Origin of the sequence: Mesorhizobium sp. M0802, assembly GCF_040320115.1 — a bacterium.
Classification (GTDB): domain Bacteria; phylum Pseudomonadota; class Alphaproteobacteria; order Rhizobiales; family Rhizobiaceae; genus Mesorhizobium.
In genome coordinates this window covers 37635-53924 of sequence record NZ_JAMYOY010000003.1, presented here as the reverse complement: position 1 = coordinate 53924, position 16290 = coordinate 37635, and the positions used below count along the sequence as shown (strand labels likewise).

The 16290-nt window shown below is 63.0% G+C and carries 11 protein-coding genes; 7 read left to right on the top strand and 4 right to left on the bottom strand.

All coding sequences use genetic code 11. The features are described 5' to 3' along the window. Positions 1-238 precede the first annotated feature (238 nt). From NKI10_RS06155 to NKI10_RS06140, 4 genes are all read left to right on the top strand, one after another. Positions 239-3022, top strand: a complete 2784-nt coding sequence (locus tag NKI10_RS06155) for a valine--tRNA ligase (RefSeq protein WP_352859156.1) — start codon at positions 239-241, stop codon at positions 3020-3022. Between the two features lie 360 nt (positions 3023-3382). Next, complete coding sequence (locus tag NKI10_RS06150) at positions 3383-4636, top strand: outer membrane protein transport protein (RefSeq protein ID WP_352859155.1); 1254 nt, start codon at positions 3383-3385, stop codon at positions 4634-4636. A 267-nt stretch (positions 4637-4903) separates the two neighbouring features. Further along, a complete protein-coding gene (gene ilvD, locus NKI10_RS06145) occupies positions 4904-6628 on the top strand; it encodes a dihydroxy-acid dehydratase (protein ID WP_023706010.1) in 1725 nt (574 codons plus the stop codon). Then, positions 6615-7439: a tetratricopeptide repeat protein gene (locus tag NKI10_RS06140; protein WP_023667701.1), complete on the top strand. Its 825-nt coding sequence runs from the start codon at positions 6615-6617 to the stop codon at positions 7437-7439. Before ilvD ends, NKI10_RS06140 begins: the two co-directional genes overlap by 14 nt. A 199-nt stretch (positions 7440-7638) precedes the next feature. Here the strand turns inward: NKI10_RS06140 and NKI10_RS06135 are convergent, their stop codons facing one another. The 4 genes from NKI10_RS06135 to erpA form a co-directional block, all read right to left on the bottom strand. Next, complete coding sequence (locus tag NKI10_RS06135) at positions 7639-7893, bottom strand: hypothetical protein (RefSeq protein ID WP_245260192.1); 255 nt, start codon at positions 7891-7893, stop codon at positions 7639-7641. A gap of 115 nt (positions 7894-8008) precedes the next feature. Continuing rightward, entirely contained in the window at positions 8009-8803 is a 795-nt protein-coding gene (gene xth / locus NKI10_RS06130; RefSeq protein ID WP_023681659.1) for an exodeoxyribonuclease III, read from the bottom strand. A gap of 8 nt (positions 8804-8811) precedes the next feature. Beyond that, the gene (locus tag NKI10_RS06125) at positions 8812-9204 is read right to left on the bottom strand and encodes a VOC family protein (RefSeq protein ID WP_023667697.1); all 393 of its coding nucleotides are present in this window, start codon (positions 9202-9204) and stop codon (positions 8812-8814) included. 4 nt (positions 9205-9208) lie between these two features. After that, the gene (erpA, locus tag NKI10_RS06120) at positions 9209-9556 is read right to left on the bottom strand and encodes an iron-sulfur cluster insertion protein ErpA (protein WP_352859153.1); all 348 of its coding nucleotides are present in this window, start codon (positions 9554-9556) and stop codon (positions 9209-9211) included. 76 nt (positions 9557-9632) lie between these two features. Between erpA and NKI10_RS06115 the strand changes: the two genes are divergently transcribed. From NKI10_RS06115 to NKI10_RS06105, 3 genes are all read left to right on the top strand, one after another. Beyond that, a complete protein-coding gene (locus NKI10_RS06115; protein WP_023716245.1) occupies positions 9633-10847 on the top strand; it encodes a deoxyguanosinetriphosphate triphosphohydrolase in 1215 nt (404 codons plus the stop codon). 62 nt (positions 10848-10909) lie between these two features. After that, the gene (argS, locus tag NKI10_RS06110) at positions 10910-12673 is read left to right on the top strand and encodes an arginine--tRNA ligase (RefSeq protein WP_352859150.1); all 1764 of its coding nucleotides are present in this window, start codon (positions 10910-10912) and stop codon (positions 12671-12673) included. 103 nt (positions 12674-12776) lie between these two features. Then, positions 12777-16160, top strand: coding sequence for an SPOR domain-containing protein (locus NKI10_RS06105; RefSeq protein ID WP_352859148.1), 3384 nt, complete (start codon positions 12777-12779; stop codon positions 16158-16160). Positions 16161-16290 lie beyond the last annotated feature (130 nt).

Here is a 16290-nt window from a genome sequence, read left to right as displayed (position 1 = left end):
GCGCCGCCTTCGGGTGACGCTTTCGCTGCAGGTCAGCTTCCGGCCGATGTCGCGAACACGATCAGGTTACCGTCGGGATCGCTGACGATGAAGGTGCAGGCATGGCCTTCCCGTTGAAATGACCAGGGCCCCGCTTATTTGCGTTGAAGGACTGAGGCCGCCCTCGCGGTTGACTTGGCCAAAACCTTCCGATTTACACCGGGTCAGCAAAACTCCCGACCGCGCGGACCATTTTCCCATGCTTGAAAAGACCTACGACGCCAAGACCGTCGAGCCCAGGATCGCCAAAATCTGGGAAGAGGCGGACGCATTTCGCGCCGGCGCCGGCGCCGAGGAGGGGGCGGAGGCCTTCACCATCGTCATCCCGCCGCCCAACGTCACCGGCTCGCTGCATATGGGCCATGCACTCAACAACACGCTGCAGGACATACTCGTGCGCTTCGAGCGCATGCGCGGCAAAAACGTGCTGTGGCAGCCCGGCATGGATCATGCCGGCATCGCCACGCAGATGGTGGTCGAACGCCAGCTGATGGAAAAGCAGATACATCGCCGCGATCTCACCCGCGAACAGTTCATCGACAAGGTCTGGGAGTGGAAGGCCGAGTCCGGCGGCGCCATTTTCAACCAGCTGAAGCGGCTCGGCGCCTCGGCGGACTGGTCGCGCGAACGCTTCACCATGGATGAAGGCCTGTCCAAGGCCGTGCTCGAAGTTTTTGTCAGCCTCTACAAGGAAGGGCTGATCTACAAGGACAAGCGCCTTGTGAACTGGGACCCGAAGCTGTTGACGGCGATCTCCGACCTGGAGGTCGAGCCGCAGGAGGTCAATGGCAATCTCTGGCACTTCCGCTATCCGATCGAGGGCGAGATTTTCGATCCGGAAAATCCTGGGACATTCATCACCGTGGCGACGACACGGCCCGAGACGATGCTGGGCGATACGGCAGTCGCCGTGCACCCGGACGACGAGCGCTACCGGCATCTGGTCGGCAAGAATGTCGTGTTGCCGATCGTCGGCCGGAAAATTCCGGTTGTGGCTGACGAGTATTCCGACCCGGAAAAGGGTTCCGGCGCCGTCAAGATCACGCCGGCGCACGACTTCAACGATTTCGAGGTTGGCAAGCGCCACAAGCTGCCGGCGATCAACATCCTGACCATCGAGGCGGCAATAACGCTCAGGGATAACGAGGATTTTCTCGCCGGGCTCGACGTGACGCCGGAGCGCCAGGCCGTCTGGGACGAGCTCGACGGTCTCGACCGTTTCGTCGCGCGCAAGAAAATCGTCGAGCTGATGGAGGCCGGCGGCTTCCTCGACAAGATCGAGCCGCATCGCCACGCCGTGCCGCATGGCGACCGCGGCGGCGTGCCGATCGAGCCGTTTCTGACCGAGCAGTGGTATGCAAACGCCGCCGAGCTGGCCAAGCCGGCGATCGCATCGGTGCGCGAAGGCCGTACCAACTTCGTGCCCAAGAACTGGGAAAAGACCTATTTCGACTGGATGGAGAACATCCAGCCCTGGTGTATTTCACGCCAGCTATGGTGGGGTCACCAGATCCCGGCCTGGTACGGGCCGGACGGCCGGGTCTTCGTCGAGAAGACCGAGGAAGAGGCGCTGGGCGCCGCGATCGAATATTATCTGGCGCTGGAAGGTCCATGGAAGGCCTGGGTCGAGGACAAGCTCGAGACCTTCAAGCCGGGCGAGATCCTGACCCGCGACGAGGACGTGCTCGACACCTGGTTCTCGTCGGCGCTTTGGCCGTTCTCGACACTGGGCTGGCCGGATCACACGCCGGAGCTGAAGACCTATTACCAGACCGACGTGCTGGTGACCGGTTTCGACATCATCTTCTTCTGGGTCGCCCGGATGATGATGATGGGCCTGCATTTCATGCACGAGGAGCCGTTCCACACCATCTATGTGCATGCGCTGGTGCGCGACAAGAACGGGCAGAAGATGTCGAAGTCGAAAGGCAACGTCATCGATCCGCTCGACCTCATCGACGAGTTTGGTGCTGACGCACTGCGCTTCACGCTGACGGTGATGGCGGCGCAGGGGCGCGACGTAAAGCTCGATCCGGCGCGCATCGCCGGCTACCGCAATTTCGGCACCAAGCTGTGGAACGCGACACGCTTTGCCGAGATGAACGAGGTCGCGCGCAATGACGACTTCTGGCTGAACGACGCCAAGCTGCCGGTCAATCGCTGGATCCTGACCGAATTGACCAGGGCGTCGCACGCGATCACCGAAGGGATCACCGGCTACCGCTTCAACGAAGCGGCGGGCGCCGCCTACCGCTTCGTCTGGAACCTGTTCTGCGACTGGTATCTGGAACTGCTGAAGCCGGTGTTCATGGGCACCGACGAGGCGGCGAAGGCCGAAAGCCGCGCCTGCGTCGCCTTCGTGCTCGACGAGATCTACAAGCTGCTTCACCCCATGATGCCGTTCATGACCGAGGAGCTGTGGGCGCAGACGGCAGGTGAGGGCAGGACGCGCGCAACGCTGCTTTGCCACGCCGCCTGGCCATCACCGGACTTCGAGGACGCCGATGCAGCCGCCGACATCAACTGGCTGGTCGATCTGGTCTCCGGCATCCGCTCGGTGCGCTCTGAAATGAACGTGCCGCCGGCGGCGATCGCGCCGTTGGTGGTGGTTGGCGCCAGCGTCGAGACCCAGCAGAGGCTGGATCGCCATGCGTCCGCCATCCAGCGGCTGGCGCGGGTCGGCGACATCTCGCTGCAGGACGCCGCGCCCAAGGGCTCGGCCCAGATCGTGCTCAACGAGGCTACGATCTGCCTGCCGCTCGGCAGCCTGATCGATCTCTCCGCCGAGGCGGCGCGGCTGCAGAAGGAACTGGCCAAGGTGACCGAGGAAATCGCGCGGCTGCACAAGAAGCTGTCGAACGAACGGTTCGTCGCCAGCGCGCCGGAAGAGATCGTCGCAGCCGAGCGTGAAAAGCTCGCGGAATACCGCGATCAGCAGGAGAAGCTTTCGGTGGCGTTGACCAGGGTGCGCGACGCTGGTTGAGCGCTGGATTCGCAAGGCGCCGGCAAGTGCTTGGCGGCGGTTCTTTTGCTCGAAAAATAGGCGTTCCGTAACGTTAATATTGACGTAAACGGAAAGTTTCGACCTCATTGTTGCCATAATGTAACAATGGGGCCGAATGCCGGCAAAATAGCTGGTTTTGGGTGCTGTTTCGAGCGGTTTTACCTGATTTGCTCCCTAGTCTGCCGCCCAAATGGTCATTTTCGAACCTACCGGCCAGGCCGCCACTGTGTTCGAAATGCGGTCCGCAAGAGTGTACATGTACGCTATTCGAATTCATTGTTGCGCCGTTAACCCGAATTGGTTCTAGCTTGATGCACTAGTATTTCGGGGAGGACATCCATGAGCAATTTGCGTTTGAAAGCACTGCTGGGGGCAGGGTGTTTTTCGCTGGGTCTGATCGGTTCTGTGCATGCCGGCGGCATCGAGCGCGGTGGCTACGACGTCGACCTTCTTTTCGATCCGGCGCCCTTCGCCACCGAAGCCGAAGCGACGTATGTCATGCCGGAGCGCAAGCTCAAGAATGCGGTGGACACAGATAATTCAGATGGCAACGTGTCGGCATTGGGCAGCACGGCGAAAGAGAGCGAGAGCTACTGGGTGCCACGCATCGGCGTCAGGGCCGAGGTGGTCAAGGGTGTCGACTGTATGGTCGACTATTCACAGCCTTGGGGTGCGCATACGGCTCCCGGCCTTTGGGCCGGCGCGCAGTCCAACATGGAAACCGACATCAAGAGTAATAACTACGCCGGCACCTGCTCCTACAAGATGGATGCCGGCAAGGGGCAGCTTCGCTTCATCGGCGGTGTGTTCTACCAGGAAGTCTACGGTTTCAAGGAAAGCCTTGTGTCGCCACTGGTGCCCAATTTCGGCGGCACGGGTCGCGTTGACCTCAAAGGCACTGGCTGGGGCTGGCGTGCTGGCCTTGCTTACGAAATTCCTGAGATAGCGCTGCGCGCAAGCCTCGTTTATAATTCGCAAGTAAAGCTCGACAATCTCTCTGGCACGCTTGATTTGACGAAGGTCGGCATAGGGGCCGAGCCGATAGACATATATGGCAATGCCTCCATGCCAGATTCGTTGGAATTCAAGCTCCAATCCGGTATCGCACCCGGCTGGCTTGCCTTCGGGTCCGTCAAATGGGTCAACTGGAGCGTGTTGCAGAGCATTCCTATCTGCTCGCAAGCTTCTAAGGGGCTGGCAGCTTGTACGTCGATTTCTCCGGGGCTCGGCTCTCCGACTCCGGTGCGATTGACGTCGCTAGATCTGATGTACCGTGACGGTTGGACGGTTACCACAGGCATTGGCCACAAGTTCAACGAGCAGTGGAGCGGCGCAGCTCAGATTTCGTGGGATCGTGGTACCTCGCACGGCGTTGGCTCCCAGAGCGACACGTGGACACTCGGTGGCGGCGTCGCTTACACGCCAACCGCCAACATCGAAGTGCGGTTGGCCGGCGCGATCGGTGTGCTGACCAGCGGTCACTCAGGAACTTTGACAGACGAGAACGGCTACCAGGCCGGCACCGATGTCAGCTACAATTTCGGAAACGACTTGGTCACGGCCATTTCGGGCGGCGTCAAGATCAAGTTCTAAGGCTCTGAAAATTATAATAAAAGGCCGGGCGTTGCCCGGCCTTTTGTTTTGTGGGTGAAAGTTAGCCTGCAAATCCGTCGCATCACTTTCGCCTCTGGTAATTGTGACGTTTTGGCAACAGTTCCCGACCAACCCCCGCACTACGGTCCCGCTCGACCAAATTGCCCATTTCCCGCCATAAACCCGGCGCACCTCGAATTTGTCTCGGGACACGCGCCAGAAGGCTCGGCGATGAGGCAGGCCGCACCGCCCGCGGCAAGGAAGAGTATGGACGCCAAAGTCATTTCCAAGGCCAAGCTGCCTAGCCGCCATGTGACCGTTGGTCCGGCGCGTGCGCCGCATCGTTCGTATCTCTATGCGATGGGGTTGTCGGCAGCCGAGATCGCGCAGCCGCTGGTCGGCGTTGCTTCCTGCTGGAATGAGGCGGCACCTTGCAACATCTCGCTGATGCGCCAGGCGCAAGTGGTCAAGAAAGGCGTCGCGGCCGCCAACGGCACGCCGCGCGAATTCTGCACCATCACCGTCACCGACGGTATCGCCATGGGCCACCAGGGCATGAAGTCGTCGCTGGTGTCGCGCGATGTCATTGCCGACTCGGTCGAACTCACCATGCGCGGCCATTGCTACGATGCGCTGGTCGGCCTTGCCGGCTGCGACAAGTCGCTGCCCGGCATGATGATGGCCATGGTGCGGCTCAACGTGCCGTCGATCTTCATCTATGGCGGCTCGATCCTGCCGGGCTCCTATCGCGGCCGCCAGATCACTGTGCAGGACGTGTTCGAGGCGGTCGGCCAGCATTCGGTCGGCACGGTCAGCGATGCCGAACTGCTCGAGATCGAGCAGGCGGCGTGCCCGTCCGCCGGCTCCTGCGGAGCCCAGTTCACTGCCAACACCATGGCCACCGTCGCCGAGGCGATTGGCCTCGCGCTGCCCTATTCCTGCGGCGCGCCGGCGCCTTACGAGATGCGCGACCGCTTCAATTTCGCCTCCGGCGAAAAGATAATGGAGCTGATCGCCAAGAACATCCGGCCGCGCGACGTCGTCACGCTGAAGGCGCTGGAGAATGCGGCGACCGTGGTCTCGGCCACCGGCGGCTCGACCAATGCGGCTTTGCACCTGCCGGCGATCGCGCATGAGGCAGGCATCAAGTTCGACCTGTTCGACGTTGCCGCGATTTTCGAGAAGACGCCCTACATCGCCGACCTCAAGCCGGGCGGCAAATATGTCGCCAAGGACATGTTCGAGGCCGGCGGCATTCCGCTGTTGATGAAGACGCTGCTCGACCATGGCTATCTGCATGGCGACTGCATGACCGTGACTGGCCGTACTTTGGCCGAAAACATGGAGCATGTTGCCTGGAATGATAGCCAGGATGTGGTCCGTCCCGCCAACCGACCAATCACCCAAACCGGCGGTGTCGTGGGCTTGAAGGGCAACCTTGCCCCCGAAGGCGCGATCGTGAAGGTCGCGGGCATGACGGAGCTGAAATTCTCAGGTCCGGCACGCTGTTTCGATTCGGAAGAGGAATGTTTCGAGGCGGTCACGCACCGCAACTACCGGGAAGGCGAGGTTCTCGTCATCCGTTACGAAGGTCCGCGCGGCGGCCCGGGCATGCGCGAGATGCTGTCGACGACGGCGGCGCTCTACGGCCAGGGCATGGGCGGCAAGGTAGCCCTCATCACCGACGGTCGTTTTTCGGGCGCGACGCGCGGTTTCTGCATCGGCCATGTCGGGCCCGAAGCTGCCGTGGGCGGCCCGATCGGGCTCTTGAAAGACGGCGATGTGATTTCGATCGATGCAACCAAAGGCACGATCGAGGTCGATTTGTCCGAGGCCGAACTGGCAACGCGGGCGAAGGCCTGGAAGGCGCGCACGACCGACTATCAGTCGGGCGCGATCTGGAAATACGCACAGACGGTAGGGCCTGCCCGCGACGGCGCGGTCACCCATCCGGGCGGTGCCAAAGAAACACATTGCTATGCGGATATCTGAGTTGTTGAGGTCGTCTGTCCTTCCGGCACTGGTCGCTGTTGCGATCTTTGGCGCCGTGGGCCAGGCCATGGCCTTCGACGACAAGGTGTTCGACGACAAGACCGGCGTGAAGCCGCAATCGAGCCCATGGGCCGTGTTCCAGTTCGGCTTCTCCGCTTACAAGAGCGGCCACAAGGAACAGGCGGTCGAGGCCTATAAATACGCCGCCGAGAACGGCCAGATCGGCGCCACCTGGAAGCTCGCGCGCATGTACGCCGAAGGCGACGGCGTGACGCGCGACGACTATGCGGCCTTCAAATTCTTCTCCGAGATCGTCGATCAGGATGTCGAGCCGGGATCGCCGGAGGAAAGCTATGTCTCCGACGCGCTGGTGGCGCTGGGCGACTATCTCCGGACAGGTATCCCCGGCAGCCCGGTCGAGGAAAACGAGGTCGCGGCGCAGGAATATTACATGCGCGCGGCCGCCAATTACCGCAACCCGAACGCCCAGTTCGAGATGGGCCAGATGTTTTTGAAGGGCGAGGGCGGCGTCAAGGCCAGCGTCAAGCAGGCCGGCCGCTGGTTCCAACTCGCTGCCGAAAAGGGCCATGCCGGCGCCCAGGCGACGCTCGGCAATCTTCTGTTCCAGAGCGGCAAGATCGTGCGCGGTCTGGCCATGATGACCGCCGCGCTCGAACGCGCCTCGCCGAGCGACCAGCCGTGGATCCGCGGCATGCAGGAAGAGGCATTTGCCGCCGCCGGCGAAGCCGACCGTCGCACTGCCATTTCGCTTGCCGACGACATCCTGACCAAGGGCGGCGGCGACCAGTGAAATTGCCAATCTCCCCCCTTGAGGGGGAGATGCCCGGCAGGACAGGGGGGCGCTGTCCCGCTGGCATTTCAGTTGACTAAAGTTTGCCCGGGTTGGACTGAGAGGGTGAGCTTGTTTGACCGAAAGGTCGCGTTTCTTCGCGCCCCCCTCTGGCTTGCCGGCCATCTCCCCCTCAAGGGGGGAGATTAGCTCACATCCATCAGTTCTCGGTGAGTTCCGCCGGCGCCGCTCTGTGTACCGGCATCGAGATCGGCGTGACGTGCAGATGCGGCTTCATCGTGCTGTCGGGGCAGCTGTCGCCGATCTTGGTCCATGAGGTGTTGTTGAGCACCAGGTCGCAGCGGGCCATATGGCTCTTGTCTGAAACCGTCAGGCAGGTGACCTGGCCGACCTGGTAGGACTTGCCATTGGCCAGGCACTGCTGGTCGGCAAGTGCCGCTGCAGGGGAGGCCATGGCAAATCCAGGCCGATCGGGCAAAAGAGGAATCGTAGTGCCATGGAACCCCAGCCGCCATGCTGATCTCTGACTGAATGGCGCGATTGTGGCGATATCAGGGTTTCGGCTGATATCAGGCCGGCAGCAGCGCCAGATCGATCGCCACCGGCACATGATCGGAAGGCTTTTCCCAGGCGCGCACATGCTTTTCGATCGAGGCCGAGGAAAAGCGGTTGGCCGCTTCGGGCGACAACAGCAGATGGTCGATGCGGATGCCGTTGTTCTTCTGCCAGGCGCCGGCCTGGTAGTCCCAGAAGGTGTAGACGTCGGCCGCATCGGTGACGGCGCGCACCGCCTCGGTAAAGCCGAGATTCTTCAGTCGCCGGAAGGCTTGCCGGGTCTGCGGCTGGAACAGCGCATCGCCAAGCCAGTTCTCGGGGAAGCGCGCATCGATCGGCTCGGGGATGACATTGTAGTCGCCGGCCAGCACCAGCGCCTCCTCCAGAAGCAGCCGCTGCTCGGCCCAGCGATGCAGCCGCTCCATCCAGGCCAGCTTGTAGGGAAATTTCTTCTCGTCATCGATGGGATTGCCGTTGGGCAGATAGAGCGAGGCGACGCGCAGCGCGCCCTGGTCGGTCGAGAACACGCCCTCGATGAAGCGCGCCTGCTCGTCGGTGTCATCACCGGGCAGGCCCCTGATAACCTCGTCGAAGGGAAGCTTCGACAGCAGGGCGACGCCGTTAAAGCCCTTCTGGCCATGGGTTTCCACGTTGTAGCCAAGCGCCTCGATCTCGGCGCGCGGGAACTGCTCGTCGACCGACTTGATCTCCTGCAGGCAGACGATGTCGGGCTGGCTTTCGCTCAGCCAGTGGGTGAGGTTGCCGATGCGGGCGCGAATGCCGTTTATGTTCCAGGTGACGATTTTCATGGGCGGCCTCAGGGATGTTCGGGCGAAAGACGTTCGACAAGCCCGATCGTATTGCCTGCCGGGTCCTTTAGAAAGGCCATCCACTCGCTTTCCCCCGCCGTTCCGAACGTGCCTTCGGTGTCGTTGTGGACGAGCGCCGGCGGTGCGGTGAAGGGAACGCCGGACGCTTTCGCCTCGGCGTGGAAGGCTTCGAGCCCGGCTATATCGAGATAGACGGTGCCGGCCGGAACGCCATCGGTGAACAGCAACCTGATATCACCGGCCATGATGAAGGCGATGCCCGGCGGATCGTAGCGGGCGTGAACGTTGAGGCCGAGCACATCGCGCCAGAAGGCCAGCGTCACGTCGAGATCGCGCCCGGCCGACAGTGCGACCTGACGGACCGGGCCGACGCCGGACATCTGCCTAGATGGAGAAACTGGTGCCGCAGCCGCAGGAGGCGACTGCATTGGGGTTGCGGATCTGGAACGATTGGCCCATCAGATCGTCGACGAAGTCGATCACCGAGCCGCCCATATAGACCAGCGACAAATCGTCGATCAGCACGGTGGCGCCGTCCTTTTCGATGGCGACGTCGTCGTCGTTGCGCGTATCGACCAGGTCGAACTTGTAGGAAAAGCCGGAGCAGCCGCCGCCTTCGACGGAGACGCGCAGCGCCGTCTTGCCGACCTCGCCCGAGACGATTTTCGCGATCCGCCTGGCGGCGGCGCCGGTCATCTCGACTTTCATGGCAGTCTTGGCATCAGCGCCCATGGGCGTCACCTTGCTTTCGGTTTCACATGATAGGTATGAAGCGGGAAGGGGCAAGTCAACTGCGGCGGCATCAGCCATGACAAATGAGCTTGGCGACATTGGGTTCGGCTATCGGCCGCGCGCGGCCTATGCCAGCGACCCAGCCAGGTCGCGCGGGCGGCTCTATGACGAGGTCGAGAGCCCGACTCGCACGCCATTCCAGCGCGACCGCGACCGTATCATTCATTCGACTGCCTTCCGCCGCCTGAAGCACAAGACGCAGGTGTTCGTCGCCCATGAAGGCGACCACTATCGCACCCGGCTGACGCATTCGATCGAGGTGGCGCAGATTGCGCGGGCTCTGGCGCGAGCGCTGCGCGGCGACGAGGATCTGGCCGAGGCGGTCGCCTTGGTGCACGATTTCGGTCACACGCCGTTCGGCCATACCGGCGAGGACGCGCTGAACGAGCGGATGGCCCAATGGGGCGGCTTCGACCACAATGCGCAGTCGCTGCGCGTGGTGACGCGGCTGGAGCGGCGCTATGCCGAGTTCGACGGGCTAAACCTGACCTGGGAAACGCTGGAAGGCCTGGTCAAGCACAATGGGCCGCTGACAGATGCCAAGGGAAAAGGGCTCAAAGGCCCGGTGCCGCAGGCGATCCGCGACTATTCCGAGCTGCACGACCTCGAACTCGACCATTTCGCCGGCATCGAGGCGCAATGTGCTGCGATCGCCGACGATATCGCCTACAACACCCATGACATCGACGACGGCCTGCGCTCCGGCTTCCTGACCTTGGACATGCTGGAAACGGTGGCGCTGCCGGGATCGATCCTGGCAAGCGTGCGCGCGCGCTATCCGGGCCTGGACGATGTGCGCACCGGCCATGAGCTGATGCGCCGGCAGATCACGATGATGGTCGAGGATGTCATTGTTTCCACCACCGCCAATCTTGAGCGCATCAAGCCTGACAGCGCCGAAGCGGTGCGGGCGGCGGGCGAAACGATGGTGACCTTTTCCGCTGACGTGGCGGCGACCGAGAAGGAATTGAAGACCTTTCTCTACAAGCATCTCTACCGGCATGACGAGGTGATGCGCGTTCGCACTGAGGCCGAGCAGATCGTGCGCGACCTGTTCGATGTCTATTTCGCCGATCCGCGCGCCATGCCGGACGGCTGGCGGGAGGGGCTCGACCGGGCGGAGGACCGCATCAAGGCGCGCAGCGTCGCCGATTTCCTGGCGGGGATGACGGATACCTACGCCTTGAAGGAACACCGCCGTCTGTTTGACCATACGCCCGATTTAAGCTAGGGCGGGCGCGATTTGCCGGCCAATGAGCCGGTTCCCCTGCACAGTCCGCCAGAGCAAGACCCATGAACATCTTCGCCGATTTCAGCGCGCGAATCACAAAAGCCGTCGAAGCGCTTGATTTGAAAGACAGTAATGGCGTTTCGCCCGACCTGTCGCGCATCGCCGTCGAGCCGCCGCGCGACGCCAGCCATGGCGATCTCGCCACCAATGCGGCGATGGTACTGGCCAAGCCCACCGGGCAGAACCCGCGCGCGCTGGCCGAGCGGCTGGTGGAAGTGCTGCGCAGCGACGCCGATGTTGCCGAAGCCGACGTCGCCGGTCCCGGCTTCGTCAATCTCCGGCTCAAGGACGCTTTCTGGCAGGCACATCTGACTGCGCTGCTGGGCGAGGGGCAAAACTACGGCCGCTCGACCATTGGTGGCGGCAAGAAGACCAATGTCGAATATGTCTCGGCCAATCCGACCGGGCCGATGCATGTCGGCCATTGCCGGGGCGCGGTTGTCGGCGACACGCTTGCAAATCTGATGGCCTTCGCCGGCTATGACGTCACCAAGGAATACATCATCAACGACGCCGGCGCGCAGATCGACGTGCTCGGGCGTTCGGCCTTCCTGCGCTACCGCGAAGCGCTGGGCGACGACATTGGCGAGATACCGGCCGGTCTCTATCCCGGCGATTACCTTGTGCCGGTCGGTCAGGCGCTGGCTGCCGAATTTGGCCGCAAGCTCTTGCAGATGCCCGACGATGAGTCGCTGGTAATCGTCAAGGACCGCACGATCGACGCCATGATGGTGATGATCCGCGAGGATCTGGCGTTGCTCAATGTCCATCACGACGTTTTCTTCTCCGAGCGCACGCTGCATGCCGACAATGCCAGGAGGATCCGCTCGGCGATCAACGATCTGACGCTGAAGGGCCATATCTACAAGGGCAAGCTGCCGCCGCCCAAGGGCGAGAAGCCGGACGACTGGGAAGACCGCGAGCAGACGCTGTTCCGCTCGACGGCGGTCGGCGACGACATGGACCGGGCGCTGGTCAAGTCCGACGGCTCGTTCACCTATTTCGCCGCCGACGTCGCCTATCTCAAGGACAAGGTCGACCGCGGTTTCGTCGGCCTGATCTATGTGCTGGGCGCCGACCATGGCGGCTACGTCAAGCGGCTGGAAGCGCTGGCGCGGGCGATTGCAGGCGATGATCTGAAGCTGCAACTCACGGTGCTCCTGTGCAATCTGGTGAAGCTGTTTCGCGATGGCGAACCGGTTCGGATGTCGAAGCGGTCGGGCGACTTCGTGACGTTGCGCGAAGCGGTGGAGGAGGTGGGCCGCGATGCGATCCGCTTCATGATGCTCTACCGCAAGAGCGATGCGCCGCTCGACTTCGATTTCGCCAAGGTGACCGAACAGTCCAAGGACAATCCGGTGTTCTACGTGCAGTACGCGTCGGCGCGCTGTCATTCGGTGTTCCGGCAGGCGAGCGAGCAACTGGGCGAGGCCAATTTCGACCGCAACAGCCTGGCCGCGGCCTCGGCGTCGCTCACCGACGAGGGCGAGATCGGCCTGATCCGGAAGCTGGCTGAATATCCAAGGCTGATCGAATCCGCGGCCCTTGCGCTGGAGCCGCACCGGCTGGCATTCTACCTCTACGATCTGGCTTCCAGCTTCCATGGACACTGGAATCGGGGCACCGAGAATCCCGACTTACGTTTTGTTAAGGTTAACGACCGACAATTGACTCATGCCAGACTAGGGCTGGTGCAGGCTGTTTCGGATGTTTTGACCTCCGGCCTGACGCTGATTGGGGCTGATGCGCCCACTGAGATGCGTTAGGTTTAACTAAAACACCTGTCACCATTTGCCCACATTGCGCTGGTAAGGGCCAACCCTACGCGACGTCCATGGCGTCCGAATGAGTGCGAGTTCGGGAACAATAATGGCAGACAGAACCCAGCTGAGAGTAGCCGACAACAACGACATCGCCGAAGATGATCCGTTCGCTGAACTGACCAGGATCATGGGTTTCGATCCGCGCCAGCCGGTCAAGCCGCAGGCGCCAGCCGTCGAGACGGCTGCGGACGAGGGCGATTTCGACATCGACCTCGAGAAGGAGTTGATGGGCGAATTCGGCGATGAAGTCGGTTCCATGGAGGCCAGCCAGCCAGCTCCCGAGGTTCACCAGCCTGCCGCTGAGCCCTACGAACCTGCTGCCGAGATTCGCGAGCCGGCTTTCGAAACCACCGATGCCGCGATGGACGATGCGCTGGCTGCTTCGCTGGAATATGATTTCGTCTTCGACGATGCCGCCGATCTGGATTTCGGCGCTGCCCCGCAGGCTGCGGCTGCTCCCGTTGAACCCTCGTTTGCCGAACCTTCGTTTGCCGAGCCCGCATTCGACGAAGCTGCATTCGACGATGATTTCGACAATGCCGTCGCCAGCTCGCTGGAAAACGTATCGCCGCTCGAAGACGACCTGCCGATGGATCACGACCTTGCCGCTTCGCTCGAGCAGGGGTTGCTGCTCGATGACGGCGCGACGGTCGCCCATGCCGCAGATGTCGCGCAGGTTGCTGCTGCGCCTGCCGACGATCTCGCGTTCGACGATGATTTCGACAATGCCGTCTCGATGTCGCTGGAAGACGAGCTGACGCTGGACGGTCCTGCGCCGGCGCAGGACCAGTATGCCGCGCCAGTAGCCGAGGCGCCGGGCGTCGGCGCCGCCGACCACGCTGTTGCCGACGAGGATTTTGCGGTTCATTTCGATGACGCGATGGCCGATGTCGACATGGACTTTGCAGCCGAGCATTTCGAGCCTCAGGCTTTCGAGGCTCAGCCTGTTGAGGCCGAGGATCCGGAAGAGCGCGATCTGGATGTCAGCGATCTGCAGGTCAGCGCGCCGGTTGAGATGGATGCGCCGGAAGTGGACGAGACGCCGGCCTGGACCGTGGAGGCCAGCCCCTCTCATGAGACTGCGCACGAAGCATTCGACGATTTCGATCTGAGCATCGATGATGCGCTTGCCGATCACGAGCCGGTGGCCGAGACCGCACCCGCTCCGGTTCAGCCAACTCCGGTCGCACCAGCCTATGTGGCGCCTACCAATATGGCGACCCCGGCCGCTCCGGTCGCTGACGAACGGACGTTGGAAGATGAACTCAACGCGCTGCTTGGCGCCATGACCACACCACGCCCGGCGCCAGTCGCCCCGATTCCGGTGGTCACCGAGCCCACCAGGGCTGCCGCCATCGAGCCCACCAGGACTTATGAGCCGGTTGCCCCGGTGCAGCGGTCCGTCGCGACGCCGGTCGCTCCGGTCGATAATCTCGACTGGGACCTAGACGAACACGCGCCTGCTCCTCAGGAGGCCCAGGCGGACGATGCCGATTTCGACGATCTGCTTGCCGGCGAACTTGAAGGCCATGTGCCCGAGATCGAGTTCGATGATCACGCCTTCGACGCGGCGCTGGCCAAGGGCATCGATCTCGGTCATGACGATACGGCAGCACCGGTCGCTGGCGATTGGCGCTCGACGCCGCCGGAGCCGGCGCGTTCGTGGAGCCGCGTGACTCCCACCCCGGCCCAGCCTTCCTTTGCAGCGCATCCGCAACCTTCTTTTGCAGCGCAGCCGCAAGCTTCTTTTGCAGAAAAGCCGTCCATGCCGCCGGCGGCAGCGCCAAGCTATCGCGACCAGCCGGTTGCCGCTGCTGCCTATGTGGCGCCGACGCCATCGCGCCAGGCGCCGCCTCAGGCCTATGACGAGATGCCGGATGTTGAGACGGTCGATGTGCCGGAGCGTGTGGTGGCGATTGCCGACGACCTCGACATTCCAGAACTCAGCTTCGAGCAAGACGAGCCGGCCGCCTATGACGACATCGACGCCGAATTCGCCGGCATGCTCAACGACATGAACGCGGTGGAAGTGGCGCCGCCCACTGCCGCACGCAGTGCCGGCTATGATGACGATTCCTACAGTTCCGGCTTCAGTTCGGGCCACGAGCTCGACCGGCGCGCCTATGCGGCGCGGCCAGCCGAAGTGCTTGCAGCCACGCAAGCTCACCACGCCGATGCCGCTGGCGGCTTCGACATGGACGATCTGCCCGGCAGCCAGCCGGTTTCGCAGGCCGACGATTTCGCGGTCGACGAACTCGACTACGATCCGGATCTGGACGAGGCAATGGCGGTGCCGGGCCTCGCCGAGCAGGAAGCCGCACGGCCGCGCAGGAGCGGCCTGCTGGTCGCGGGGGTCGTTGCTGCGGTTGCGATTGCCGGCGGCCTTGGCGCCTTCGCCTTGTCGTTCGGCGGCAAGGGCGGCAGCGATGCGCCGGTCATTGTCAAGGCCGACAACAGGCCGATCAAGGTCAAGCCCGAAAATCCGGGCGGCGCCGTGGTGCCGAACCAGGACAACAAGGTTTATGATGCGGTCGCCAAGGGCACCAAGCCGGCCGAGCCGGTTCAGGAGAAGCTGGTCACCAACACCGAAGAGCCGGTCGATGTGAAGGCGCAGGAGCCTGAAAGCCGCGTCGTCGATCTGTCGCCCGACGATACCGACGCTGCCCCAGGCCCCGACCCTGCCGGCAACCCCGAAGCTGCCGTCAACCCCGACGCGGCTGTCGCGCCGGCGCCAAAGTCCGAGGACCGCATCGCTCAGGTGCTGCAGGAAGCCGACAAGAATCCCGATACGGTCGCCGTTGCCCCGCGCAAGGTGCGGACCATGGTGGTCAAGCCCGACGGCTCGTTGGTGGCCCGCGAGGACTCGACGCCGGCCGCGCCACAGGTTGCGGCGACTGAGCCGCTTGACCCGGCGCCGCAGCACGTCGCCCCTTCGGCCGATGCCGAGCAGACCGGCACCGTGGCGCCTGCCGATCAGGCAAATAGCGACCAGGCAAGTGCCGAGACCGCCAAGCCGGTCAAGCCGGTGAAGCCGGCGGCCACGCCGAAGGCTGAGACCCAGTCCGCCAACACGCCGCAGACGGTTGCCGTAGCGCCGCAGCGCCCGTCCGACCAGCCGGTCGACGTGGTCGGCGAGGTCAAGCCCGACCAGGTTGCCTCCATCCCGGCGACGGCTTCGACATCGGGCGGTTCGTGGTCGATGCAGATCGCTTCGCAGCCGACGGTCGAAAGCGCCCAGGCCAACTACGCCGACCTGCAGCGCCGCTACGGAAATGTGCTCGCCGGTCGCACCGCCAACATCGTCAAGGCGGAGATCGCCGGCAAGGGCACCTTCTACCGTGTCCGGGTGCCTGCGCAATCGCGCAACGATGCGATCAATCTGTGCACCAGCTACAAGGCTGCCGGCGGCAACTGCTTCGTGTCGCGGTAAGGCCGGATCCAACTATCAGAGCCGGCGCGTTCCCAAGGGTCGCGCCGGCTTCTTCATGTGGATGGGCGGGAGGTTGAGGCGCTTGCCGTCCGGGGAGATTCCCTTTGGCGGCGCGAAGCCCTAAACTGGC